The organism is Pseudomonas sp. LBUM1670, from assembly GCF_059695695.1.
In genome coordinates, this window is record NZ_CP166783.1 from 468,872 (window position 1) to 495,388 (window position 26,517).

The 26,517-nt window shown below is 60.1% G+C and carries 19 protein-coding genes and 2 pseudogenes; 7 read left to right on the plus strand and 14 right to left on the minus strand.

The features are described 5' to 3' along the window. Positions 1-80: 80 nt before the first annotated feature. From ACA073_RS02230 to ACA073_RS02255, 6 genes are read right to left on the minus strand one after another with little or no spacing between them, the layout of a single operon-like run. Complete coding sequence (locus tag ACA073_RS02230; protein WP_497401319.1) at positions 81-1,763, minus strand: ApeI family dehydratase; 1,683 nt, start codon at positions 1,761-1,763, stop codon at positions 81-83. Continuing rightward, the gene (locus ACA073_RS02235) at positions 1,760-2,305 is read right to left on the minus strand and encodes a COG4648 family protein (RefSeq protein ID WP_497401320.1); all 546 of its coding nucleotides are present in this window, start codon (positions 2,303-2,305) and stop codon (positions 1,760-1,762) included. Before ACA073_RS02235 ends, ACA073_RS02230 begins: the two co-directional genes overlap by 4 nt. After that, complete coding sequence (locus ACA073_RS02240; RefSeq protein ID WP_084320988.1) at positions 2,302-2,556, minus strand: acyl carrier protein; 255 nt, start codon at positions 2,554-2,556, stop codon at positions 2,302-2,304. The genes ACA073_RS02235 and ACA073_RS02240 overlap by 4 nt, the downstream gene beginning before the upstream one ends. Before the next feature lie 9 nt (positions 2,557-2,565). After that, complete coding sequence (locus tag ACA073_RS02245) at positions 2,566-2,826, minus strand: phosphopantetheine-binding protein (protein WP_497401322.1); 261 nt, start codon at positions 2,824-2,826, stop codon at positions 2,566-2,568. After that, entirely contained in the window at positions 2,807-3,616 is an 810-nt protein-coding gene (locus ACA073_RS02250) for a lysophospholipid acyltransferase family protein (protein WP_497401324.1), read from the minus strand. The genes ACA073_RS02245 and ACA073_RS02250 overlap by 20 nt, the downstream gene beginning before the upstream one ends. Next, the gene (locus tag ACA073_RS02255; protein ID WP_497401326.1) at positions 3,592-4,317 is read right to left on the minus strand and encodes a beta-ketoacyl synthase chain length factor; all 726 of its coding nucleotides are present in this window, start codon (positions 4,315-4,317) and stop codon (positions 3,592-3,594) included. Before ACA073_RS02255 ends, ACA073_RS02250 begins: the two co-directional genes overlap by 25 nt. Positions 4,318-4,662: 345 nt before the next feature. Here ACA073_RS02255 and ACA073_RS02260 point away from each other — a divergent pair, with 345 nt between their 5' ends. Further along, positions 4,663-5,433: a ParA family protein gene (locus ACA073_RS02260; protein ID WP_497401327.1), complete on the plus strand. Its 771-nt coding sequence runs from the start codon at positions 4,663-4,665 to the stop codon at positions 5,431-5,433. 145 nt (positions 5,434-5,578) lie between these two features. Here the strand turns inward: ACA073_RS02260 and trxC are convergent, their stop codons facing one another. After that, on the minus strand, positions 5,579-6,013 hold the full coding sequence (gene trxC / locus ACA073_RS02265; RefSeq protein WP_497401328.1) for a thioredoxin TrxC: 435 nt from the start codon (positions 6,011-6,013) through the stop codon (positions 5,579-5,581). A 386-nt stretch (positions 6,014-6,399) separates the two neighbouring features. Here trxC and ACA073_RS02270 point away from each other — a divergent pair, with 386 nt between their 5' ends. After that, the gene (locus ACA073_RS02270) at positions 6,400-6,789 is read left to right on the plus strand and encodes a helix-turn-helix domain-containing protein (protein WP_497403958.1); all 390 of its coding nucleotides are present in this window, start codon (positions 6,400-6,402) and stop codon (positions 6,787-6,789) included. Between the two features lie 6 nt (positions 6,790-6,795). Here the strand turns inward: ACA073_RS02270 and selO are convergent, their stop codons facing one another. The 5 genes and pseudogenes from selO to ACA073_RS02295 all read right to left on the minus strand — a co-directional run. Continuing rightward, on the minus strand, positions 6,796-8,259 hold the full coding sequence (gene selO, locus ACA073_RS02275) for a protein adenylyltransferase SelO (protein WP_497401330.1): 1,464 nt from the start codon (positions 8,257-8,259) through the stop codon (positions 6,796-6,798). 48 nt (positions 8,260-8,307) lie between these two features. Then, positions 8,308-11,658, minus strand: coding sequence for a mechanosensitive channel MscK (mscK, locus tag ACA073_RS02280; protein WP_497401331.1), 3,351 nt, complete (start codon positions 11,656-11,658; stop codon positions 8,308-8,310). A 34-nt stretch (positions 11,659-11,692) separates the two neighbouring features. Next, complete coding sequence (locus tag ACA073_RS02285) at positions 11,693-13,435, minus strand: potassium/proton antiporter (RefSeq protein ID WP_497401332.1); 1,743 nt, start codon at positions 13,433-13,435, stop codon at positions 11,693-11,695. Between the two features lie 294 nt (positions 13,436-13,729). After that, entirely contained in the window at positions 13,730-14,602 is an 873-nt protein-coding gene (locus ACA073_RS02290; RefSeq protein WP_497403960.1) for a methyl-accepting chemotaxis protein, read from the minus strand. 30 nt (positions 14,603-14,632) lie between these two features. Beyond that, positions 14,633-15,355, minus strand: a pseudogene (locus ACA073_RS02295) (MCP four helix bundle domain-containing protein); the annotation flags it as partial. A 400-nt stretch (positions 15,356-15,755) separates the two neighbouring features. Between ACA073_RS02295 and ACA073_RS02300 the strand changes: the two are divergent. From ACA073_RS02300 to ACA073_RS02315, 4 genes and pseudogenes are all read left to right on the plus strand, one after another. After that, positions 15,756-15,986: a hypothetical protein gene (locus ACA073_RS02300; protein WP_497401334.1), complete on the plus strand. Its 231-nt coding sequence runs from the start codon at positions 15,756-15,758 to the stop codon at positions 15,984-15,986. Next, positions 15,983-16,285: a cell division protein ZapA gene (locus tag ACA073_RS02305; RefSeq protein WP_461952174.1), complete on the plus strand. Its 303-nt coding sequence runs from the start codon at positions 15,983-15,985 to the stop codon at positions 16,283-16,285. Before ACA073_RS02300 ends, ACA073_RS02305 begins: the two co-directional genes overlap by 4 nt. 145 nt (positions 16,286-16,430) lie before the next feature. Continuing rightward, a pseudogene (locus ACA073_RS02310) lies at positions 16,431-17,453 on the plus strand (HAMP domain-containing protein); the annotation flags it as partial. Positions 17,454-17,585: 132 nt separating this feature from the next. Beyond that, a complete protein-coding gene (locus ACA073_RS02315) occupies positions 17,586-18,317 on the plus strand; it encodes a methyl-accepting chemotaxis protein (RefSeq protein WP_497403962.1) in 732 nt (243 codons plus the stop codon). A gap of 144 nt (positions 18,318-18,461) precedes the next feature. Here the strand turns inward: ACA073_RS02315 and ACA073_RS02320 are convergent, their stop codons facing one another. Next, positions 18,462-20,264, minus strand: coding sequence for an acyl-CoA dehydrogenase (locus ACA073_RS02320; protein ID WP_497401335.1), 1,803 nt, complete (start codon positions 20,262-20,264; stop codon positions 18,462-18,464). A gap of 244 nt (positions 20,265-20,508) precedes the next feature. Continuing rightward, a complete protein-coding gene (gene putA / locus ACA073_RS02325; protein WP_497401337.1) occupies positions 20,509-24,462 on the minus strand; it encodes a trifunctional transcriptional regulator/proline dehydrogenase/L-glutamate gamma-semialdehyde dehydrogenase in 3,954 nt (1,317 codons plus the stop codon). Positions 24,463-24,926: 464 nt separating this feature from the next. On the opposite strand from putA, the gene putP reads away from it, so the two are divergent. Beyond that, positions 24,927-26,411, plus strand: coding sequence for a sodium/proline symporter PutP (putP, locus tag ACA073_RS02330; protein WP_497401338.1), 1,485 nt, complete (start codon positions 24,927-24,929; stop codon positions 26,409-26,411). Positions 26,412-26,517 lie beyond the last annotated feature (106 nt).

The window sequence follows — 26,517 nt, forward strand, 5'->3', positions numbered from 1 at the left end:
CCCACAGGGGAGTCGCGTCGTTCATAAATCCAATGTGGGAGCGGGCTTGCTCGCGAATGAGTGCGCAGCACTCACAAAGGTTATGCATCACTCAAAGCCTCCAGCAAAATCCGCCCGCTGGAGCAGGTGGCGATCTCGTTGCGATAGGCGAAATACAGCTTGCTGCGTACCGGATCGAAGCGCAGGTGCAACTGGACTTCATCACCCGGACGCACCAGCTGCTGGAATTTCAGCACTTCCATGCCGGCGAATTTTTCCGGCAGGTTCATCAATTTATGGCCGAGGCTCAGCGCCCACTCCACTTGCACCACGCCAGGTAATACCGGTGCCTGGGGGAAGTGGCCGCTGAAGTAAGCGAGGTCCGGTGGCACTGCCAATTGCAGGCTCCACTCGCCATCGACTTCGATTTGCTCCAGGACTTCCGGCGTTTTCGGGCGCGGCGCCAGCAGCAAGGCTTCCACGTCGGCCTGAGGCAGTTTGCCTTGAGGGTTGAGCGGCAGGTGTCGCAGCAGGCGCCAGCGTCGTGGCAGGGCGAGGGCTTCGCAATGCTGGCTCAAGTGTTGGCGCAGTTCCTGAGTAAGGGTGCGTCGACCCTGATTGCGCAAGGCATGCAGACCCGATTCGCTGAGAACCAGCAACGCGCCCAGCGAGGCGCGATTTTCCTGAACCACGCCGAGGCGCGCGTCGCAGACCCATTCGTGGGCCATCAGCGCCTGCTCCAGCATCGGCAGCGAGATACGTTTTTCTTCCAGTTTGACGATCCGGTCCAGCCGCCCGAGCAATTCGAAGCGGCCGTCGGCGGCGATTCGCGCCGCATCCGCGGTGTGTTCGATATGACCGGGCGGCAAGTACGGCGAGTCAATGAGCAGCGCGCCGTCGCTGTCCTGGCTCAATTCGATGCCGGCAAAGGCTTGCCAGAGACCGTTGCCCTGGCGCCAGGCGATGCCACCGGTTTCCGAGCTGCCGAGTATTTCCGTCGGCCACTGTTGCAGCCGTTGCTGCAGGCTTAGCGCCGCCTCGGCCGGCAACGCGCCGCCAGAGGAAAACACCCGGCGAACCGCGCTCAGCGCCGGCCAGTCAAGGTTGTCGCCCATGCGCTTGAGCAGCGCCGGGCTGGCGACCCAGGCGAAGGCTGGATGTTCGCGGCTGGCGCGTTGCAGATCTTCCGGAAAAGCCAGTTGCTTGCGCACGAATGAGCGCCCGGCACACAGCGGCCACAACACCCGAAACAGCAGACCGTAGATGTGCTGGGTGGCGACGCTGCCAATGAGGCACGCCTCGCCCAGATCGGCACCCCAGAGCTGCTCCAGCGCTTCGACTTCATTGGCCAGTTGGCGCAGGGATTTGTCGATGCGCTTGGGTTCGCCACTGGAGCCGGAGGTGCACAGGCTCAGCGTGCAGCGATCCGGATCCAGCGCGGCGGCACTTAGTGGCGCATGGCGATAGTCGCTCAGATGCGCATCATCGGCCTGATCCGTCAGCCACAGATCGACTTCGCTCGACCAGCGCTGGCGCGTTTGCGGTTGCAGATCGGCAGGCAGCAGCACGCTGACCCCGGCTCGCCAGGCGCCCAGCAGGGCAATCGCCAGGTCGGCGGCGTCTTCGAGGTGCACGGCGATGCGCCGCACACCTTGCGCTTGCAGGCCGGCGGCCAGGCTCAGGGCCTGTTCGCACAGTTGTGCGTGATTCAGCACCGGCCCGGCCGTCACGGCGCGTTCCGGTTGAGCCTTGAGCAACAGGTGCTCAAGTTTTATCCAATTCATGGGTGGCCTCGTACCCGTTGTCGTATGAGCCATTCAATGGCAAACATCAGGCCGATCAATCCATAGGAGATCAGGCCGGTGTACAACATCCACCAACTCAGCGGCGCCCAGAGGGTCAGGGCGGCGGCGCACAAACCGTTGCAGAGAAAAAACACACACCAGGCGATCGTGACCTGGCGGGTATAGCGAATCGCCTTGGCCGGCAAGCGTGGCTCACGCAGGCGGGCCAGGCGTTCGATCATTGGCGGGCCGTATTTCAGGCTCAACCCGAACAGCACCAGCATGAAGCCGCTGATCAGCACGGGATACCAGCGCAGCATGGCGGGGCTGTCGAACAGTGCGAGCAACAGGCAAAACACGATGGCGACGGTGGCCATCCACAGACTTCCTGGCCGGCGCAAACCCGTCAGCGCTCGCGCCAGCCACAGGCTGCCCAGCAGCAGACCGAACTGCCACGGGGCAAAATGTTCCATGCCGAAATACACCGCGAAGGGGTACAGCAGGCCCGCCAGCAGCAGGCCAAGGCCGATCAGTCGGCTCATGCGGCGGGTTGAACCAGACGGTAGACCGCCTCGACGACGTCGCTGACGGTACGCACCGTTTTGAATTCTTCGGCGGCGATTTTCTTGCCGGTCTGACGCTTGATGTGGTCGATCAGGTCGACCGCGTCGATGCTATCGATTTCCAGGTCCTGATACAGGTTGGAGTCGAGGCTCACACGCTCGGGGTCCAGCTCGAAGAGTTCGACCAAGGCATCGCGCAGGGTGTTGAAAATGTCATCACGAGTTTGCATGGTCCGGTCTCAAGCTGCCTGTTTTGCGGTGACGAACGCCGCAAGGCTCGCCACGTTGCTGAAGTGGTTGCGGGTGTCCTTGGCGTCGGCGTCGATTTTGATGCCGTACTTTTTCTGGATCGCCAGGCCGAGCTCCAGAGCGTCGACGGAGTCCAGGCCCAGGCCTTCGCCGAACAGCGTCTGGTCGTCGCCGATGTCTTGCGCACTGATGTCTTCGAGGCCCAGGGCTTCGATAATCAGTTCTTTGATTTCACGGTACAGATCGCTCATCTTCGGCGAGCTCCTTAATAAAGTAGTGGTGCAAGTAATCATTGAGCTTGCGCGAGGCTTGAGGCGCAGGGCCCTGCGCGGCGAAGGCTTGTGGGTCTATATCGGCCCCGACCCGGAAACTGAAGTGCACGCGGCGTTTGGGGATCCGATACCAGGGTTCGGCCTTGGTCAGCGTGGTCGGGCTGACCTTGATGACCACCGGGGTGAGGATTTTCGCACCGCGCAGTGCGATCGACGCCGCACCCCGATGAAAGGAGGGCGTTTCGCCGGGCTGGGTGCGCGTGCCCTCGGGGAAAATGATCAGGGTCTGGCCGCTTTTCAGCGCGTCGGCAGCGGCGTCGAGCATGTCCATGCTGCCGTCGTTGCTGATGTAGTCGGTGCAGCGTAGCGGGCCGCGGGTAAAGGGGTTTTCCCAGAGGCTGCTTTTGACCACGCAGTTGGAATGGCGCACCAGGCCGATCAGGAACACCACGTCGATCAGCGACGGGTGATTGGCAATGATCATCTGCCCGGGTCGGCCGAGCTTTTCCGCGCCCTCAATGTCGTAGGTCAGCACGCCGGTGCGGGCCATGAACCGGACGAAAAACCAGAAGCAGCGGCTGACGGTTTGCCGCGCCCGCAGGCGATGCGTCTGCGCATTGCCGGGCAGGCAGTTCAGCACCGGGAAAATCACCAGGCGCAGGCACAGCCCGCCCAGTCCGAAGAGGGTGAAGCTTGCGGCGGTGGCCAGCAAACGCCAGTAATAGGCGTCGCGGTTTTTTTCGGTTACAGGTTGCGTTGCCAGGTCCATACACGATTTTTCCAGGCATGTTGGCAGGTGGTCTGCTGGCCGAGCAGGGTACGCAAGAGATTCAGGGCATGGGGCCAGTGGGCTTTGGACAACTCATCGCCAGTGCTGTTCAAGGACAGCTGCCAGTCGTTGCCGGGCGTCAGCAGCAAACCCACCGCGTAAGGGAAGGGCACATCGTCGATCCAGGCTGAATACGCCTCGGGTGGCTGTTCTTCGGTCACCACCAGCAGGACCGCAGGCGCCCCTTCGGCAAGCAACGCCGCCGCCTCTAGCATGCCGTGTTCAAGGCCATCGCCGGCCGCGGCCAGGGCGGTCATTTCGCTGGTTTCGCCGCGCATGATCGACCACAGGCCAATGACTGCGTTATGCACAGACAGGCTGAACTGGGTCGGCGACAGTGGCTGATCGGCGGCCAGATCGCTGAGGATATCGAAGGTGCGCGGGGTTTCGCCGTGGCGGGAAATAAAGACCAACGGTAGGTCAGGGCGACCATCGGCCAACGGCCAGCCGACACTGAACGCCATCCGCGCAAGACGGCTGAGCCGCCGCCGCTGCATGGCCGGCAGAAACGAGACGTCGGGGGCGGCATCGCAGCTTGGCAGCGCGACCGGTTGTCGGCTCCAGGCTTGCCAATCGTCCACGCTTTCGAGCCCGGGGGCCCACGCGCGCCATTGGGCGATGTTGAAGTTGATCACAGGCATTCATCCCGCCCCTGCGGGCTTTCTTGACGCGGCGAGTCGAAATGGACAGCGGTTCACCTGACGTGACGCTGGCGCCGCATTATCCCGGTGCGGCGGGCGCGTAGCAAATGCTGGTTACATTTTGCTCAACGAAATGTACCGATTGGTTCGTGAGTGGATGTCGTTTGGCCATTATCCATATCGAGTCGTGAATGTCTGTCGGCTCGGGGAGCATTTTCTGAACGAGATGGCAGCTTTTTCAGTGAGCGTTCGCGCCTGACTGTGTAGTCCCTGTGCCGGCGAGGTAGCTAAGCGACGCCGTGGACCACTACACTCGGTCATTCTTTGATACACGGAGGTTTTGACATGCGGCGCGTGGTATTCAATCAGAAAGGCGGCGTAGGCAAATCCAGCATTGCCTGCAATCTGGCGGCGGTCAGTGCCAGCGAGGGCTATCGCACCCTGCTGGTGGATCTCGACGCTCAGGCCAATTCCACCCAGTACCTCACCGGGCTCACCGGTAATGACATTCCGATGGGCATCGCCGATTTCTTCAAGCAGACGCTGTCTTCGGGGCCGTTCGCGAAGAAAAACCAGGTCGATATCTACGAAACCCCGTTCGATAACCTCCACGTCATCACCGCCACCGCCGAGCTGGCCGATTTGCAGCCCAAGCTTGAGGCGAAACACAAGATCAACAAGCTGCGCAAACTGCTCGACGAACTGGCCGAAGATTACGACCGGATCTACCTCGATACCCCGCCAGCGCTAAATTTTTATGCGGTTTCGGCCTTGATTGCCGCTGATCGGGTGCTGATTCCCTTCGACTGCGACAGCTTCTCGCGTCAGGCGCTATACGGCCTGCTGGCGGAAATCGAAGAATTGAAGGAAGACCACAACGAAGGGCTGGAGGTCGAGGGCATCGTCGTCAACCAGTTCCAGGCCCGCGCAAGCCTGCCGCAGCAAATCCTCGACGAGTTGATCGCTGAAGGCCTGCCGGTGTTGCCGGTGTACCTCGGCACCTCGGTGCGCATGCGCGAATCCCATCAGGCCAACACACCGCTGATCCATCTCGACCCACGGCACAAGCTGACCCAGCAGTTCGTCCAACTGCACAACCTCCTCGAAAGCGCCTGATACCTGCAAACAACACCGAACCACTGTGGGAGCGGCGGTGCGACGATTCGACTTGCTCGCGAATGCGGAGTGTCAGTCGACATCAACATTGACTGTCACACCGCATTCGCGAGCAAGCCCGCTCCCACAGTGATCCGCGGTGTTCTTAAATGCCCTGGCTACGCAACCAGCTCATCAACTGCGGCAACGGGAAGGCACCGCTCTGGCGTGCCACTTCCCGCCCGTTCTTGAACAGAATCAGGCTTGGAATCGAGCGAATCCCCAACTGCGCCGACAACTGCTGATTAGCCTCGCTGTCCAGTTTCGCCAGCCGACACTTGCCCGCCAACTGACCGGCCGCCTGTTCAAACACCGGCGCAAACGACTTGCACGGCCCGCACCAGTCCGCCCAGACGTCCACCAGCAACGGCAGATCGCCCTTGATCTGACTGGCGTAATCGCCTTGCTTCAGTTCAAACGGTTTGTTCAGCAAGACCTCGGCTTTGCAGCGACCGCATTTTGGCTGGTCGCTGAGGCGCTCGGCGGGGATGCGGTTGAGGCCGTTGCAGTGGGGGCAGGGGATTAGGAGTGGGTCGGTCATGAGTAGCTCTCGATTAGGCAGTTGATGAAACCGATCTGGAGTCGAAGGTCGCGGTATTCAAGGAAATAGTTTGTAGGGGATTGCCTTCTTCATTTGCGGACAGTGCCCACAGGTATCGCAGTCACAGCTGACTGGCAGAGACAAGTTGAGCTTTTAACCTTCTGAAGCAGCTTCGAGCAGAATTTTTTGGAGAGCTACAGGCTCATGAGCACCAAAGTTAAAACTCGCTTCTTAATGTCAGATCTTCTCAGGGGCGCTGACTATCTAATAGAACTGAATGACCAGACAGCTTTTGCTCTGCAGGGGACTGTGTGGGTTCTGAAAAAGTCTGGTCTGATCAGGACGAAGAAAAGCAAGCGTTACAGTCACATAGGCGCTCCGTCACGATCAAAACTACTGCTGATTACGGGAAGTCTTGCTCGCAGTGGCTCGGCATACCAAAAAATGAAGACGACTACGACAGGCTGGTTCTTGCGCTCGATGAGTTGCTCGAAATAACCGGTGATGACGAGTCGCACCCACTAATGAGCCTTGTCGACATTATCGGTGACTGGATAGAGGAGTGGGATCACAAGCATCGTCCCATGCCCGAAGCCAGCGGCGCCGAGGTCCTCGGATACATGATGCGCGAGCATGGTTTGACTGGAAGCGATCTACCGGGTGTAGGCACGCAATCCGTCGTTTCGGAAATACTGAGCGGCAAGCGCCAGCTCAACCTGCGGCAGATCCGCTGGTTGTCCGAGCGCTTTGGTGTGTCGGTGGAAACCTTTATCTAATCGGGTTCAGGAAGAACAACTGATCTCCAAATGCTTCCCCCACTCCGGCGGCCGCTCGGCGTAGCTCTCCATCCCCGGCTGCTCCTCGAACGGATTGCTCAGCACCGAATGCAAGCGGCGAACCTCTGAATAGTCGCCGCTTTGCGCCGCATCGATTGCTTTCTGTGCCAGGTAATTGCGCAGGATGTACAGCGGATTGACAGCGTGCATCCGATGGCGGCGTTGCTCCTGACCAACCTCGCCTTCGCGAGCAACCCGGGCGACATAACGTTCGGCCCAGGCATCAAAGCCCTTGATGTCGACGAAGTCATCGCGCAATCGGGCAACGGCCACTTCCGGGGATTCATCGCCAAGACGGCGGAAGAACAGGCTGTAGTCGACGCCGCTGTTCTGCATCAGTTGCAGCAGCTGTTCCAGCAGTTTCTGGTCGTCGTCTTCAGCGGTGGTGAAGCCGAGGCGGCGGCGCATCAGGTCCAGGTAATGAGCCTGGAACAGCGGCAGGTACAGACCCAGGGTTTCGCGCAGGGCTTCGACGCTGATGAACGGCGTCAAGGCCTGAGCCAAAGCGCTGAGGTTCCACTGACCGATCGGCACCTGATTGCTGAAGGAATAACGCCCCTGATCATCAGAGTGGTTGCAGATGAAATTGGCGTCGAAATCGTCGAGGAAGGCGAATGGGCCGAAATCGAAAGTGATGCCGAGGATCGACATGTTGTCGGTGTTCATCACGCCGTGACAGAAACCATAGGCCTGCCATTTGGCGATGAGCTCGGCGTTGCGTTCGACGATTTCGCGGAACATCGCCAGATAGGGTTCGGGCTGCTCGAGGCATTCGGGGAAGTGCATGGCCAGCACGTGCTCGCCGAGTTCTTTCTGCTTCTCGGGGCGTTTGGTGTAGTAAAAATATTCGAAATGCCCGAAACGCACATGGCTCGGCGCCAGGCGCAGGACCATGGCTGCGCGTTCCTGTTTTTCGCGCCACACCGGCGTATCGGAGCCAATCACGCATAACGCGCGAGTGGTCGGGATGTTCAGTGCATGAAGGGCTTCGGAGGCGAGAAATTCGCGGATCGAGGACCGCAGCACTGCGCGTCCATCGCCCATGCGCGAGAAAGGCGTCTGGCCGGCACCTTTGAGGTGCAGGTCCCAATGCTCTCCGGCCTCGTTGTAGACCTCGCCGAGCAACAGGCCGCGACCGTCGCCCAACTGTGGGTTGTAGGAACCGAACTGATGACCGGAATAGACCATTGCCCGAGGCACCGCATCGGCCCAGAGCTTGTGGCCGCTGAACAGCTCGGCGAACTCCGGGGTTTCGGCCACGGCCGGATCAAGGTCGAGCAACGCCATGGCGGCAGGGCTCGCGACCACGAGGCGCGGATTGTCGATGGGCTCGGGCAGCACGTGGGCGGAAAACGTATCGCCCAGGCGATCGAAGCGATTATCGAAGGTCAGTTCGTCGAGGGCTTTCACCGGCCATCTCCAGCAGAATGTCCGAGCATTCTGCTAGGGACAGGGCGGTTAGTCGAGCTTGGCGGACGGCGGCTCTTGCACTGGTTTGCCATCCACCAGCGGCACGATGGTTTTGGTTTCGGACTCGATCGGCACGATCTTGTATTCCTCGCCGTGAAGGTTCTTGAGGTAAACCTCCATCTGCCGGAACGAGATGTTGATGTGCTGCTTCTTGAACTCGCGGTTGATGAAGCGGTTGACCTCGTCGAGCACCGGGTTGCGGTCGCCGAGGTCGCGCACGTGCATGCGCAGCTCGTGGTCGAGGGTGCTTTCGCCGAAGTTCAAGAAGTAAACGAGCGGCTCGGGCTCCTTGAGCACCCGAGGGTTCTCCCGCGCGGCTTTCAACAGCAGTTCTTTCACCAGGTCCAGGTCCGAGCCGTAATCGACCCCGAGCTTGAGCGTCACCCGGGTAATGGTGTCGGTCAGGGACCAGTTGATCAATTGCCCGGTAATGAACGTCTTGTTCGGGACGATGATGTCCTTGCGGTCGAAGTCGGTGATGGTCGTGGCGCGGATGCGGATCTTGCTCACCGTGCCCGACAGATTGCCGATGGTGATGGTGTCGCCGATCCGCACCGGGCGTTCGAACAGGATCATGATGCCGGAGATGAAGTTCGCAAAAATCTCCTGCATGCCGAAACCGAGGCCGACCGAGAGCGCCGCCACCAGCCATTGCAACTTGTCCCAGCTCACGCCGAGGGTCGACAGGGTCGAAACGAAACCGATGCCGGCGATCACGTAGGACAGCAACGTGGTCGTGGCGTAGGCGCTGCCCTGGGCCAGGTTCAGCTTCGACAACACCAGGACTTCCAGCAGGCCCGGCAAGTTGCGCGCGAGGGCGAAGGTGATGCCGATGATAATCAGCGCACCGAGCATGTCGCCGATGCTGATCGGCACCATGCTCATGTTGGCGCCGGTGCCGCTGGTGTATTCGTAGAGGGTGATGTTGTCCAGGTACGAGAACACCGAGATCAGATCCGACCAGACCCAGTACAGCGCCGCCATGAACCCGCCGAGCAGCGCCAGACGAATCAGGCGCAGGGATTGTTCGTTGACCTTTTCGATGTCGAGGGTTGGCTCTTCGATCACCGCTTCGCCGTCGCCGGCCTCTTTGGCGGCCTGACGTTTGGCCAGCGCTCGCTGATAGGCCAGACGCCGTGCGGCGACGCTGAGGCCACGGACAAAGGTCGCTTCGATCACCAGCCAGAACATCAGCAGGTAAAGGGTGTTGATCAACCGGTCGCTGAGTTTCAGTGCGGTGTAGAAATAGCCAAAGCACACGGCGACGAACAACGCGATCGGCAACGCAGTGAACATGATTGCCACGGCCTTGCGGAACAGTGAGGCGTTCTCGTGCGTCGGGCTGCTGATCAGCAGGCGGCTGAGCAGCCAGGCCATCAGCGCGTAGCAGGTCAGAACCACCGGCATGCCAAGCACATCATCGGCCAGTGCCGCCGGTTGCAGTTCGGCGATCGCCACTACCGCGACCAGAGCCATCACCACCAGACCCAGTCGACGGACCCAGCCTTGCAGGAATTCAACCTGGGGTTTTTCCCAGCGGAAATGCAGTTCGGCCACTCCGCCCGGCGCGAGGATCCGGTAAGCGGTGTAGAACACCAGCCAGGCCTGAGCCATTTGCAACAATGCCGAGCCCATGTTGGCGTTTTGCCCGCGAGCGTCGATCTGCAAGGCCAGTCCGCACAAGGCCAGGCCCAGCGCAACCGGCAATGCCAGCAGAATATTGATCAGAATCGCTTGGGGCGTGTGCAACTGGCTGTCACGCTTGAAGTGGCCGATGTCCTGGTGAACCTTGTTCAGTCGGGCATACAGGCTTTTGCGTCGCCACAGCAGGGCGCCGATCAGCAGCACCAACGGCAGAAACAGCAGCGGTCGCTGAGTCAGGCCGTCAATCAATTCGCTCACGCTCGACGCCAGCGGCAGGGTTGCCACCTGGCGTTGCAGACGCTCCGGCACGCCGCGCATCCATTCCGGGTCCAGCGGCTTGTTGCTCGGAATCCAGAACATCTGCTCTTCAAGCGTGGCCCGCAGGCTTTGCGCGGTGCTGAGCAGTTGCTTCTGATTGAGTTGCAGCGTGATCGATTCGTTGAGCACCGCGCTGAGTTCGCGGTTCAGCCGCTCCAGCAGGTCGGCGCGGGTCGTGGCCAGTTCCAGCAGGCTTTTGCGCAGTTGCGGGGTGACTTGCTCGGGAGGCTGAGTCGAGAGCAGGTTGTCGACGTAGGTCGCCGGGTTGCTGAGCAATTCCCGTTGCTGGCTGACTTCGAACTGATACAGGCGGATGTCGGCGATCTGGTCGGCCAGGTCACGGTCGAGCTTGAGGCGCGGCAGGCTCTGTTTCTGTTTGTAGAGAATTTTCGACAGCAGCAGGCTGCCCTTGAGCACGTTGATTTGCTCGTCGAGGGCCGAATCGCTCTGGGTGACGTTGTCCAGCTGCTGCTTGGTTTGCAGGTTCTGCTGGGTGACTTCGTTGAGACGGTCGGTGCTTTTGAGCAGGTAGTCCGAGAGTTTCAGGTTCGCCGCGCTTTCGGTGGCTAACAAGGCGCTGCCGCCCGACTTCTGCGCCTCGATGGACTGTTGCGTCACCGTTTCCTGAGACTGGGCCAGGCGCTTCTGGTTGATCAGGTTTTGCAGTTCCTGGATTTCCCGATCCAGGCGATCGGATTTTTCCGTCAACAAGTCATGCTGGCTGTTGCCCAAGTCCTGCAACTGGCTGTTGCCGGCCAGTTCCTGGCGGCGCAGCGGGATCAGCGCGTTCAGTGCCGCCAGCTCGGCATTGAGCAGGTCACGCTGTTCGCCGCTCAAGGTCTTGCCGTTGTCCTTGCCATTCTTGAGGATGTTATTGATTTGCTGGATGCGCGTCTGACTGCTGGAGATTTCAGCCTGGGCGCGCTCAGGACGGGTTTGCGCGGTAATGACCAGGCTGTTCGCTTCGGCGAGGGCTTTTTGCAAGTCGCTTTGCTGGGTCGAGCGCTCGGTGAGCATCTGCTCCAGCTGCTGAATGGATTCTTTGGTATAGCGTTGCGCTACCGGCGTCACGCTGCTGCCCTTGAGGCGAGTCAGTTCGCGCTGGTTCTCGATGTTCTGCTTCGGCGCACTGGCGAGTTGCTGCTTGAGCGCAGCCAGCTTCTGCTCGTAATCACGCTTATTGTTGAGCTGGGTCAGCGTGCTTTGCAGGAGCGTCTGCAGGGCTTTTTGATCGGCTTCCGGCAGTTTGCGCTCGGCGATCTTGTCCAGATTTGCCTGCACGGCTTCGCTGGACGGCGGTTCGGCCGCTTGCAACGTGCCGATAGAAAGACTCAAGCCCAGCAGGGCCATGATGAAAAAGGTGCGCAGGGTTGACATAGAGACCGATCGAAAACGAGACGAAGAATGGAGTTTAGAGGAAGAGTCCCGGACCTGGGCGACTTCCTTCGGGGAATCTGACGCCCACTTTGCCGATCTTGTTCCCCTCCATGACCGCGACGGTCCAGATGGTGTTGTTCCACTCCACCTGGTCACCGACGACGGGTGCACCGCCTACTTTGTGGGCAATGAAGCTGGCCAGCGTCATGTCCGGATCGATGCCGTCGACTTTCAACCCGTACAGGGCAGCAACCGCAGCCAGCTGGGCATCTCCTTCGAGTACGAAGTCGCCGAAGAAGCGCAAATCGAGGCCCCGTTGAGGTGCCTGGCTGAACAGTTTTCCAAGGGCCGACAGGTTGTGTTCGTGGCCGATTACGCACAGCAAATCATCGACTTCGAGCACCGTACTACCCGACGGATGGAGCAGTTGCTGGCCACGAAACAGGGCCGCGATGCGAGTGCCTTCAGGCATTTTCAGTTCGCGAAGGGGCGAACCGATGCACCATTTTTCCGCGCCGAGGCGATAAACGAACAGCTCCCACTCGCTGGTGACGTGCACTTCCAGCGCGGCGCGGGAGATCGGTGCCGGCTCCGGCGGAACGGTCACCTTTAACAGCTTTGCCACCCACGGCAGGCTCGTGCCCTGCACCAGCAGCGAGACCAGCACGATAAAGAACGCGAGGTTGAAGTACAGCTGAGCGTTGGGCAGTCCGGCCATCAGCGGGAACACCGCCAGAATGATCGGGACCGCGCCACGCAGGCCGACCCAGGAAATGAAGGCTTTCTCTCGGCCATGGAAGGCCTTGAATGGCAGCAGGCCGACCATCACCGACAGCGGCCGTGCAAACAGGATCATCCACAGCGCCAGGCCCAGCGCGGGCAGGGCGATCGGCAGCAAGTCATGCGGCGTGACCAGCAAGCCCAGCACCAGAAACATGCCGATCTGCGCCAGCCAGGCCATGCCGTCGAGCATGTGCAAGATGCCGTGGCGGCTACGCACCGGACGGTTGCCGATCACCAGGCCGCACAGGTAAACCGCGAGGAAGCCACTGCCGTGCAGGGCGTTGGTCAGAGCGAACACCGCCAGACCGCCGGCAATCACCAGGATCGGGTAGAGGCCGGTGGCCAGGTTGATGCGGTTGACCAATTGCAGCATCAGCCAGCCGCCACCCAGGCCGATCACGCCGCCAATGCCGAATTCGCGCACCAGATGCACCAGCAGGTTCCAGTGCAGGCCGGTTTCGCCGCTGGCGAGCATGTCGATCAGGGTGACGGTGAGGAACACCGCCATCGGATCGTTGCTGCCGGATTCAATCTCGAGGCTGGCGGTGACCCGTTCGTTCAGGCCTTTGCCGCCCAGCAGCGAGAACACCGCCGCGGCATCCGTCGAACCGACGATGGCACCGATCAGCAGACCCTGAATCAGGTTCAGGTTGAACAGCCATGCCGCGGCCATGCCGGTCAGTCCGGTGGTGATCAGCACGCCGACCGTGGCCAGCGACAGTGCCGGCCACAACGCCACGCGGAAACTCGACACCCTGGTTCGCAAACCGCCGTCGAGCAGGATCACCGCCAACGCGAGGTTGCCGACCAGATACGCCGTTGGGTAGTTATCGAAAATAATGCCGGCACCGTCGACGCCGGCCGCCATACCCACGGCCAGGATAATCACCAGAATCGGGATGCCGAGGCGGGACGAAAGTGAGCTCACCAGAATGCTCGCACCTACCAGCAACGCGCCGATCAAGAACAGGCTGTTGATGGTCGTCGCATTCAAAGGCAGTACTCCAGAAAGCTGAAAGGCGGGCACAAACTGACCATGCAGTCTGCGTGCCAGCGATTCTAACCTGTTGAAATGTGATGCTGTCAAAAAGCTTTTTGAAGGAGCGAACTACATCGCTAAGTCGAGCGCAGTCACTGTGGCGAGGGAGCTTGCTCCCGCTCGGCTGCGAAGCAGTCGCAAACCCTGTATCCGCGTTCTTTCTGAAGGAACGCGGATGCTGATTTTGGGGTCGCTACGCAACCCAGCGGGAGCAAGCTCCCTCGCCACAGAGTTTGAGGTGCTCTTTAATTAAAGACTGAACCTGCCCACCATATTGTTCAGGTCTAGCGCCAACCGCGACAACTCATTGCTCGCCGCACTCGTCTGGTTGGCTCCGGTCGCTGATTGCACCGACAAGTCGCGAATGTTCACCAGGTTGCGATCCACTTCCCGCGCCACCTGCGCCTGCTCTTCAGCCGCGCTGGCGATGACCAGGTTGCGTTCGTTGATTTCGACGATGGCGCTGTTGATGGTGTCCAGCGACAGGCCGGCACCACGGGCGATGTTCAGGGTCGATTCAGCACGCTCGGTGCTGTTGCGCATCGAATCCACAGCGTGTTCGGTGCCGGTCTGTATGCTGCCGATCATCCGTTCGATTTCGCTGGTCGATTGCTGAGTGCGATGCGCCAGTGCGCGAACCTCATCCGCCACCACCGCAAAACCACGCCCGGCTTCACCCGCACGAGCGGCTTCGATCGCCGCGTTCAAGGCCAGCAGGTTGGTCTGGTCCGCCAAACCACGGATCACATCCAGCACCTTGCCGATGTCGCGAGACTCGTTCGCCAAGTCGCCAATCAGCGTGGCAGTGCTCTGTACATCGGTGCTCATGCGTTCGATGGCGCTGACGGTTTCCTGAACCAGATCACGGCCGTCGCCGGCCGACGTGGTGGCGTTCTTCGAGGCTTCGGACGTGCTCACCGCGTTGCGCGCCACTTCTTCCACGGCGCTGGTCATTTCGTTGACGGCGGTGGCGGCCTGTTCGATCTCGTTGTTCTGTTGGGTCAGGCCACGGGCGCTTTCGTCGGTGACGCTGTTGAGCTCTTCAGCGGCGGCGGCCAGTTGCGTGGCCGAGCCGGAAATCCGCTGCAGCGTATCGCGCAGCTTGTCCTGCATCTTCGCCATCGCCCCCAGCAGGCGGCCGGCTTCGTCTTTGCCATCAACGGTGATCGGGCGAGTCAGGTTGCCTTCGGCGATTTCTTCAGCGGCGCTCAAGGCATTGGCGATCGGTTTGGTGATGCTGTTGGTCAGCAACCAGGCAAACAGCACGGTCAGGCCGGTGGCGATGACCAGCAAGGTGATCACCAGATTGAAGGCCGAAGCGTACTCGTCGGCGACGCGCTGATTGGTGTCGAGGGTCTGCTGGGTGTTGATCTCCAGCAAGCGATTGAGCACCACGTTGATGGCTTCGGAGTTGGTCACCAGATCAGTGTTGAGCAAGGTGCGCAGTTCATCGATCTGATTGTTGCGCGACAGGGTTTTCATCCGGTCTTCGATCTGGCGGTACTGCCCCAGCAATTGCACGTATTGATCGTAGGCAGCGCGTTCCTGCGGGCTGGCGATCAGCTTTTCGTAGGTCGCCTGAGCCGCACGAATCTGTTGGTTGCGCGTCTCCAGCAGGTCCATGGTTTTCTGCTGAACATCGGGTTCGCGGTTCACCAGCAAACGGTAGGACAGCACCCGCAGGCGCAAGGTGAGTTGAGTGAACTCGTCGAGGCTTTTGATACTCGGCACGCTGTTCAAGGTGATTTCCTCGGCGGCACCACGAATCTTGCTCATCTGGTTCAAGGCAAACACACCCAGAACCAGCATCAAACCACCGATCAGGGCGAAGCCGAGGAACGCCCGCGGCGCGATATTCATATTACGAAGGGACATGGTGATTACCGAAATGAGCGCATCCGTGCGGCGCTGAGACTACGTATGGAGGACTTATCGGTCATACGACCAAAGTCTTGAGGGGTTGCGCGTATTTGTCGCAGCCAAGTGGCTCTCTGTAGGAGCGAGCTTGCTCGCGAAGGACTTCCAGGCACCGCGTTCATCCAGACAGCACGCGTTATCGTTAACGTCTTTCGCGAGCAAGCTCGCTCCTACAGGGGGGGATGTTTGTTTTTACGGCGACGAAGTGCAGGAACCAGATCCGCCAATCACAGTCTTTAAAGTTCGCAAGGAAGGTCACCCGCCAGGAAAATCAAGGCCTTGCGCCCTGATAACCCCTGGCATCCGTGGTGACTTTTCTTTATCGTACGCGCCCTTTGAAAATGCCTGGAAAATCAAAATGTTGGAAGCATCCCTAAGCCAATTGGAACAGCTGGTCAGCGACCTTGTTCAACAGAACCAGAACCTGCTCGGCACCAACCAGACCCTGAGTGCAGAATTGGCCCAGGCCAAGGATGAAAACGAAAGTCTGCAACTGAGCCTGATGGAACAGGAAGAGAAACAAGGCGCAACCGCCGCTCGCATTCAGGCCCTGGTTGAACGCGTCAGCGCCGGCCCGGTTAACGCATGAGTGTCGGCGCCGCAGGGGTAAAAGTCGTCTCGATCCTGGGGGAGGACTATTCGATCAAGGCGCCGGCCGGGGAAGAGCAAACCCTGCTGGATGCCGCAATGATGTTGAAAGCCGCTTTGGCCGACACCAAACGAAAGTACCCGACGCTGATCGGTGACCGCCTGTTGGTGCTGGCTGCGATGAATCTGTGTTCCCGGCAGATCGAAATGCAAAAGCAGCACAAGCTCGAACTCGACCGTTACCAAGAGCAAGTCAGCGCCACGGTTGAAGTGATCTCCAAGACGATCAATCAGGCCTGATCGGCTTTGCGCACAACCAAAGAATAAATTGTCGATTTAGTTGTATACAATCGGCATGACTGTTGCAGTGTTTCAGCCTCTTATTCTTTGGGGGTGCTCCATGCAGTTCTGGCGACGCAGTATTCAATGGCAGTTGATCCTGAGCATGGGCACCGCCCTGCTGGTCAGTATTCTGATCGTGGTTGGCATTTATACCCTCGTGGTCAACCGTCTCGCCCAAAGCTATCTGGTCGAACAGGCGCTGCCGTCGAGCATCGAAGCGATGCGCAACGACATCGAGCGCATCCTCGTTCAACCCCTCACCGCCGCCAAGGACATCGCCAGTAACAGCATGGTGCGCGACTGGCTCGCCGGGGGTGAAAACAGCGCCCAGACCGCTACGTTCGTGGAGTATCTGGAAGGCATCCGCGCCGAACACAAAGCGTTTACCGCGTTGATCGTCGGCACTGCTTCAAACCACTATTTCACTGAAAAAGGCCTGGACCGTACCCTCAGTCGCTCCAACCCCAAAGACGCCTGGTTCTACTCGTTCCTCGACAGCAACCAGCCGCGCACCCTCAATATCGACAATGACACCGCGACCGGAGAATTGGCGCTGTTCATCGACCTCAAGGTCGAACAGGCCGGCAAAGTCGTGGGCGTTGCCGGGCTTGGCCTGAGCATGAAAGAGCTGTCGGAGCTGATCCACAACTTCAACTTCGGTGAGCGCGGCAAGGTCTATCTTGTGCGTTCCGACGGTTTGATCCAGGTTCACCCCGAAGCGCAATTCAGTGGCAAACGCACACTGGCCGAGCAGATCGGTGCGTCGGCAGCGCAGGCCGTCATGGGTCAAACAAACGCCAGCAGCTTTGTGCGCGATGACGAAGACTACCTCGCGTTGAGCTTGCCACTGCGCGATCTGGGCTGGACCCTGGTGGCCGAAGTGCCCCAGTCGCAGATCTACGCCGAAGCCCGCCGCGCCATGTGGATGAGCAGCGGCATTGGCCTGGCGGTGGCGCTGGTGTGCCTGTTGCTGGTGGTGTTGCTGGCCCGCGGGTTGGTGCGTCCGATTCGTCAGGTAACAGCGGCGTTGGTAGCCATCGGTAGCGGTGGTGGAGATTTGACCCACCGGTTAGATTCCAGCCGCGCCGATGAGCTGGGTGACCTGGCGCGCGGCTTCAATCGGTTTCTGGACAGCCAGCGCGAGATGATCGGTGAAGTGCTGACCACCAGCGAGCGTCTGCGTACGGCAGTCGGCCAAGTGGCGTGGGTGGTGGACAACACCGCCGAACGTTCCGGCCGTCAGCAGGAAATGACCGACATGGTCGCCACCGCCGTTCACGAAATGGGCCTGACCGTGCAGGAAATCGCGCAGAACGCCGGCAACGCGGCGGTTGCTTCACAGAATGCTCGGGATGAAGCGATGCAGGCGCGGGAAGTGGTTGGCGGATCGATTCGGCATATTGAAAGCATGTCCGATGAAATCGGTCTCGCGGCGGATGCCGTTGGCGAGTTGGCCAATCAGGTGGCGTCGATTGATCAGGTGTTGGCGGTGATTCGCGGGATATCCGAGCAGACCAACCTCTTGGCGTTGAATGCGGCGATTGAAGCGGCGCGGGCTGGAGACATGGGCCGTGGATTTGCGGTGGTGGCCGATGAAGTGCGGACGTTGGCTCGACGCACGCAGTCGTCCACCGATGAAATTCAACAGATGATCGGCAGCCTCAAGCAAGGCGCGGAGAATGCGGTGTCGTCGATGCACACCGGGCAAGCGGCGACCGGCACGGGTGTCGAGTCGAGCCAGCGCACTGGTGCGTCGTTAACCGAGATTACCGGGCAGATCGAGCGTATCAGCGACATGAACCATCAAGTCGCGACCGCGACGGAAGAACAGTCGGCGGTGACCGAAGAGATCAATCGCAATGTGCAGGGGATTTCCGATCTGGCCCGGGCGACGGCGGGGGAGGTCAGGGCTTGCCGTGAGGATTGTCAGACTTTGCAGCGGTTGGCGGATGATCTGGCGCGGCAGATGGGTGGGTTCAGGCTGACCTGAAAATTGCGTTGGTCTTGCTGACGCCTTCGCGAGCAAGCCCGCTCCCACAGGATTTGTGTTGAACACATTATCTGTGACCAACAGAGATCCCTGTGGGAGCGGGCTTGCTCGCGAATAGATTTCAGCATCACTGGAAGGCTCAGATCAGAACCACTCATCCTGCATCCCAAGGCACACATCATCCCGCGCCTCAAGAATCGCCAACTCATGGTGGCAACCCGGCACTTCCCACGTCAGGAAATACCGCGCCGCCTGCAGCTTGCCCTTATAGAAGCTCACATCCGCCGCATTCCCTTTGGCCAACCCTTCCTCGGCACGAATCGCCTGCTCCAGCCAGCGCCAGCCAATCACCGTATGCCCGAACACTTTCAGGTACAGCGCCGAGTTCGCCAGGCTACTGTTGACCTTGCCTTGCCCCAGATCGGTCAGTAGGCCAATGGTCACTGTTTGCAAGCGTGCCACCAGTTTCTCAAGTGGTTCGCGCAACGGGGTTAATGATTCGTATGCATGAGCGCGCGCGGCAGTATTGGCAATCAGGCGGATCAATTGCTTGAGCCCCGCGCCGCCGTTCTGCGCCAGTTTGCGGCCCAGCAAGTCCAGCGACTGAATGCCGTGGGTGCCTTCATGAATCGGGTTCAGACGGTTGTCGCGGTAATACTGTTCAACCGGGTATTCGCGGGTATAACCGTGACCACCGAGAATCTGGATCGCCAGTTCGTTCGCCTTCAGGCAAAACTCCGACGGCCAGGATTTGACGATAGGCGTCAGCAAATCCAGCAGCTCATGCGCCTGTTTGCGCTCGGTTTCGGTCCCAAGGGTGGTGGTGTCGTCGAACAGTCGTGCGGCGTACAACCCCAGGTCGAACGAGCCTTCGACGTAGGCCTTCTGCGTCAGCAACATGCGTTTCACGTCAGCGTGCTGAATGATCGCCACTGGCGCAGTGTTCGGGTCTTTGCTGTCCGGCACGCGACCCTGCGGACGCTCGCGCGCGTATTCCAGGGAATACAGATAACCGGCATAGCCGAGCATCACTGCGCCCATGCCGACGCCGATCCGCGCCTCGTTCATCATCTGGAACATGTAGCTCAAACCATGGTGCGGCTTGCCCACCAGATAACCGACGCACTCACCGTTGTCGCCGAAGTTCAGCGCGGTCGACGTGGTCCCGCGCCAGCCCATCTTGTGAAACAGCCCGGCCAGCAACACGTCATTGCGCTTGCCGAGGCTGCCGTCATCGTTGACCAGAAACTTGGGCACGATGAACAGCGAAATCCCCTTCACACCGGCCGGAGCATCCGGCAACTTGGCCAGCACCATGTGCACGATGTTTTCCGACAACGGGTGATCGCCGCCGGAGATGAAAATCTTGTTGCCCTTGAGTCGATAGGTGCCGTCAGACGCCGGCTCCGCGCGCGTACGAATATCCGACAGCGACGAGCCGGCATGGGGTTCGGTCAGCGCCATGGTGCCGAAGAAGCGGCCGTCGATCATCGGTTGCAGGAAGCGTTGCTTCTGCTCCTCAGTGCCGAAGCTTTCGATCAGGTTCGCCGCGCCCATGGTCAGGAACGGGTAGGAAGTAGACGCCGCGTTGGCCGACTGAAAGTGCGCGAAGCAGGCCTGGGACAACAACGTAGGAAGTTGCATGCCGCCGGCGTCGAAACTGCGCGCAGCGTTGAGGAAACCGGCTTCGAGAAAGGCATCCACCGCCGGTTTCACTTCCGGAATCAGAATCGCCTGACCGTTCTCGTAGCGCGGCTCGTTCTCGTCACCCTTGCGGTTGTGCGGGGCGAAGAATTTCTCGGCAATGCTGCGGGCGGTGCCAATGGCGGCATCGAAGGTCTCGCGATTGTGCTCGGCGAAACGCTCACGCTGGGTCAGGCCTTCGGCATCGAGGACTTCATACAGCTCGAAAGCCAGATTGCGGGAACTGAGCAACGTCTCGGACATGGCGGCCTACCTTTTTTTGGAATGGACCGAGTCTAGGCGTGGGGAGGGCGAGCGGAAAGGATGATTGACGAGCGTGATGGTGTGTTGCGAGCACCGCTAATCAAATGTGGGAGCGGGCTTGCTCGCGAAGGCGGAGTGTCAGTCAACATAAATGCTGAATGTGACGGCCTCTTCGCGAGCAAGCCCGCTCCCACAGGGGGTTTGCAAACCGGGTGCCTATTGCGGGCATCCGGTCTTGTTGCGTTTAGCCGATGGTCATCAGGCTGGCATTACCACCCGCCGCAGCGGTGTTAACGCTCAACGCCCGCTCGATCACCAAACGCTCCAGCGCAATGTTGGTCTCGCCCTGGGACAAGCCATGAACCCCAACAATCGCCCCGGCACGCTTGGCCACCTGCTGACAAACCGCACGCAACTGATCGGAATGGCCATGATGCAGAACCGCATCAAACACCACTTCGTCCTTGTTCCAGTCGGAAACCAGTTTGATCTTCGCCTGAACTTCCTTCGGCAGGCGTGCGAACAAGGCCTTGGTCAAGTCAGCTTCCGGCCACACCGCCGAACCCCCCACCGCCAACACCGCGGCCAGTTGAGTCAGCAGATCGCCTTCGACCTCCGTCAGGCACAGCACATGCTCACGCGGCAGGATCGCGTAGCTGTTGCGCTCGCCCGTCGGTCCCGCCAGAACGCGGGTGATCCCGCTTTGCGATTGTGCGGCGAACTGCACGCACAGGGTGCTCAGGTCGGCAAACTTGTTGCTGTCGGCCCAGGTTTGCAGAGCAGTCAGCGGTTTGCTCATGGCATCGCGCAGACGAACATCCGGTGCAGTGGCTGCGTCGCCACGAGCGAAGGATTGTTCGATTGCATCGGTAGGACGCGTCGCCAGCAGGCGGTACAGATACAACGGACCACCGGCTTTCGGACCGGTCCCCGACAGGCCTTCGCCACCAAACGGTTGCACGCCAACCACAGCACCCACGATGTTGCGGTTCACGTAGACGTTACCGGCATTGACGTTGTCGATCACCTTGGCGATGGTCTCGTCGATGCGGGTGTGCACGCCCAGTGTCAGACCGTAGCCGGAAGCGTTGATCTGGCCGATCAGTTGGTCAATGTCCTTACGCTTGTAGCGAACCACGTGCAGTACCGGACCGAAGATCTCGCGTTGCAGTTCATCGAAGCTTTCCAGTTCGATCAACGTCGGCATCACGAAGGTGCCGCGTTTGACCTCGTCGGGGTCGGCGATGGCCACTTGGTACACGGTGCGACCTTTGTCGCGCATGGCCTGGATGTGCTTCTCGATGCCGGCCTTGGCTTCGGCGTCGATCACCGGCCCGATGTCTACGGACAGACGTTCCGGGTTGCCGAGACGGCATTCAGCCATGGCACCCTTGAGCATTTCGATTACACGGTCAGCGGAATCTTCCTGCAAGCACAGCACACGCAGTGCCGAGCAACGTTGACCGGCGCTGTCGAAGGCTGACGACACCACGTCGATCACAACCTGTTCGGTCAGTGCCGAGGAGTCGACGATCATAGCGTTCTGGCCGCCAGTCTCAGCGATCAACGGAATCGGACGGCCCTGTGCATCCAGGCGACCGGCAACGTTACGTTGCAGCAAACGAGCGACTTCGGTAGAGCCGGTGAACATCACGCCTTTGACCCGATCGTCACCGACCAGACGGGCGCCAACGGTTTCGCCACGGCCCGGCAGCAGTTGCAGAACGCCTTCCGGAATTCCGGCTTCGAGCAGCAAACGCACGGCTTGAGCCGCCACCAGCGGAGTTTGTTCCGCAGGCTTGGCCAATACCGGGTTACCGGCAGCCAATGCTGCAGCCGCCTGACCACTGAAGATTGCCAGCGGGAAGTTCCACGGGCTGATGCAGACCACCGGACCCAACGGGCGGTGGGCGTCATTGGTGAAATCGTTGCGCGCCTGCACCGCGTAGTAACGCAGGAAGTCCACGGCTTCACGCACTTCGGCGATGGCGTTGGCAAAGGTCTTGCCGGCTTCGCGGGCCAGCAGGCCCATCAGCGGCTGGATCTCGCCTTCCATCAAGTCGGCGGCACGTTCCAGAATCGCGGCGCGTTCGGCCGGCGGGGTGGCCTGCCAGATCGGCGCTGCTTTCAGGGCGCACTGGATCGCGTTGTCGACGTCTTCGACGGTCGCTTCCTGTACATGGCCGACCACGTCACGCAGATCCGACGGGTTCAACACCGGTGCAGGCGTTTCAGTGCTGGAGACGCAACCGAGCATCGGCGCGGCTTTCCAGCTGTTGTGAGCGGTGGCCAGCAGGGCGCAGGACAGCGAAGCCAGACGATGTTCGTTGGCCATGTCGATGCCGCTGGAGTTGGCGCGCTCGGCACCATAAAGATCACGCGGCAGCGGGATACGCGGGTGCGGCAGGCCGAAGCCGCCTTCCAGCGTCGCCATCTGCTCGATGCTGGCCACTGGATCGGCCACCAGCTCCTGAATCGAGATGGACTGGTCGGCGATGCGGTTCACGAACGAGGTGTTCGCGCCGTTTTCCAGCAGACGACGCACCAGGTACGCCAGCAGTGTTTCGTGAGTGCCGACCGGTGCGTACACGCGGCACGGACGGTTCAGCTTGCCTTCGGAAACTTTACCTACAACCTGTTCGTACAGCGGTTCACCCATACCGTGCAGGCACTGGAACTCGTACTGACCCGGGTAATAGTTCTGACCGGCGATGTGGTAAATGGCCGACAGAGTGTGGGCGTTGTGCGTGGCGAACTGCGGGTAGATGACTTCCGGCACCGACAGCAGTTTGCGCGCGCAGGCGATGTAGGAAACGTCGGTGTACACCTTGCGGGTGTAGACCGGATAACCTTCCAGGCCTTCGACCTGGGCACGCTTGATTTCGCTGTCCCAGTACGCGCCTTTTACCAGGCGGATCATCAGGCGATGACGGCTGCGGCGAGCCAGGTCGATCACGTAGTCGATCACGTAAGGGCAACGCTTCTGATAAGCCTGAATCACGAAACCGATGCCGTTCCAGCCGGTCAGTTGCGGTTCGAAGCACAGGCGCTCCAGCAGATCCAGCGACAGTTCGAGACGGTCGGCTTCTTCGGCATCGATGTTCAGGCCGATGTCGTATTGCTTGGCCAGCAGGGTCAGCGACAACAGGCGCGGGTACAACTCGTCCATCACGCGCTCGTACTGCGCACGGCTGTAGCGCGGGTGCAGGGCCGACAGCTTGATGGAAATGCCCGGGCCTTCATAAATCCCACGACCGTGGGACGCTTTGCCGATCGAGTGGATGGCTTGTTCGTACGAGGCCAGGTACTTCTGGGCGTCGTGCTCGGTGAGGGCGGCTTCACCCAGCATGTCGTAGGAATAGCGGAAGCCCTTGGCTTCGAACTTGCTCGCATTGGCCAGGGCTTCGGCGATGGTTTCGCCGGTGACGAACTGCTCGCCCATCAGGCGCATGGCCATGTCGACGCCCTTGCGGATCATCGGCTCGCCGCTCTTGCCGATGATGCGGCTCAGTGACGACGTCAGGCCTGCTTCGTTATGGGTGGCGACCAGTTTGCCGGTCAGCAGCAGGCCCCAAGTGGCGGCGTTGACGAACAGCGATGGGCTGTTGCCCAGGTGCGGCTGCCAGTTGCCGGTGCTGATCTTGTCGCGAATCAGTGCGTCGCGAGTGCCTTTGTCCGGAATGCGCAGCAGCGCTTCGGCCAGGCACATCAGTGCCACGCCTTCCTGGGACGACAGAGAAAATTCCTGCAACAGGCCCTGAACAATCCCGGCACGGCCGCCGGCGCTCTTCTGATTGCGCAGTTTTTCGGCAATCGAGGCAGCCAGCTTATTGGTGGCTTCAGCCATGGCGACCGGCAAACGAGCCTGTTCGATCAGCATCGGCACCACTTCCGGCTCAGGGCGACGGTAGGCGGCGGTGATCGAAGCGCGCAGCACCGATTGCGGCAGGATGCTTTCGGCGAACTCGAGGAAGCACTGGTGCGCATGGTCGACATGGGCTTCGCCACTGTCGTCAGCCTCTTTGGCGGTCAGGCCATTCAGCTCGGTCAGGGTTGCACCACCCTCGAGTTTTTCCAGGTAATTGAAAATTGCCTGCTTGATCAGCCAGTGCGGCGTGCGATCAATCGAAGTCGCGGCGGCCTTGAGGCGCTCGCGGGTCGGGTCATCAAGTTTGACCCCAAGGGTGGTGGTAGCCATATTTTTATCCTCATGTTTGCCACGACCGCGTGGCATCAGCTGGCCGCAAGATTAGCTGCGCGCTCTCCGAGGTGCAACCGGGTGCAACCCTTTTTTTGTCGGAATAACAGGCAGCTCGTCAGGAATTAAATTCCGGTACGGGCGTACCGCTCCTGCTTGGTGCTTTTGCTTCTAGTAAAGGTCGTTCACTGCGCTAAAAGGAAGCAAAAACCGCCTGTTTTGATGTAAATCCGACTAGGTGCAACTTATTCTCAAAAAATGGGTTGCACCTTATTTGCTTTGTTGAATAGCATTCGCGGCCAAGGTGCAACCGGTCAAAAAAGACAGGTGCACCGGCTGATGGCTTTCCTGGGGAAACATCAGTCATAAATGCGCGGGATCCACAATCGTCTGTCAAACGTCGTCGTTTGCGAGCGGTTAACAAAAACCGCCGCTACATAAAAACAAAGCCAGGGCGTAACTCAATGAGCGTAAGCAATCCAACCCTGATCACGTTCGTGATCTACATCGCAGCAATGGTGCTGATCGGCTTCATGGCCTATCGCTCCACCAACAACCTTTCTGACTACATTCTGGGCGGTCGCAGCCTGGGCAGCGTCGTGACTGCATTGTCCGCCGGCGCCTCCGACATGAGCGGCTGGTTGTTGATGGGCCTGCCGGGCGCTATCTACATGTCCGGTCTGTCCGAAAGCTGGATCGCCATCGGCCTGATCGTCGGTGCTTACCTGAACTGGCTGTTCGTTGCCGGCCGTCTGCGCGTGCAGACCGAGCACAACGGCGACGCACTGACCCTGCCGGATTACTTCTCCAGCCGTTTCGAAGACAAAAGCGGCCTGCTGCGGATCATCTCCGCGGTCGTGATCCTGGTGTTCTTCACCATCTATTGCGCATCCGGCATCGTGGCCGGCGCCCGTCTGTTCGAAAGCACTTTCGGCATGTCCTACGAGACGGCGCTGTGGGCCGGTGCTGCGGCGACGATTGCCTACACCTTCGTCGGCGGTTTCCTGGCCGTGAGCTGGACTGACACCGTACAAGCCACGCTGATGATCTTCGCCCTGTTGCTGACGCCGATCATCGTGCTGCTGGCCACCGGCGGCGTCGACACCACGTTCCTGGCCATCGAAGCGCAAGACGCCAGCAACTTCGACATGCTGAAAAATACCACCTTCATCGGCATCATCTCGCTGATGGGCTGGGGCCTGGGTTACTTCGGCCAGCCGCACATCCTCGCGCGTTTCATGGCGGCGGATTCGGTCAAGTCGATCGCCAACGCTCGCCGCATCTCCATGACCTGGATGATCCTGTGCCTGGGCGGCACCGTTGCTGTCGGTTTCTTCGGTATCGCCTACTTCTCGGCGCACCCGGATGTGGCCGCTCCAGTGACCGAAAACCACGAGCGCGTGTTCATCGAACTGGCCAAAATCCTCTTCAATCCGTGGATTGCTGGCGTACTGTTGTCGGCCATTCTGGCTGCCGTAATGAGCACCCTGAGCTGCCAGTTGCTGGTGTGCTCGAGCGCCCTGACCGAAGACTTCTACAAGACCTTCCTGCGTAAAACCGCTTCCCAGGTTGAGCTGGTCTGGGTCGGTCGCGCCATGGTATTGCTGGTTGCCCTGATCGCTATCGCAATGGCCGCCAACCCGGAAAACCGCGTACTGGGTCTGGTCAGCTACGCCTGGGCCGGTTTCGGTGCTGCGTTCGGTCCGGTCGTCCTGATCTCCGTGATCTGGAAAGACATGACCCGCAACGGCGCACTGGCCGGCATTCTGGTCGGCGCGATCACCGTGATCGTGTGGAAACACTTCGAACTGATGGGTCTGTACGAAATTATCCCTGGTTTCATCTTTGCCAGCCTGGCGATCTACATCGTCAGCAAACTGGGCACGCCGACTCACGGCATGCTTCAGCGTTTCGCTGCTGCCGAGGCTGATTTCCGCCTGAACAAGTGATCGGGATGAGCTGAGGCTCAGAACTATCGCCGAACATGAAAACGGCCCGCTTCCTTTTGGAGGCGGGCCGTTTTTTTTGGTTTTCTGGATGGGGATGAAGCTTCGC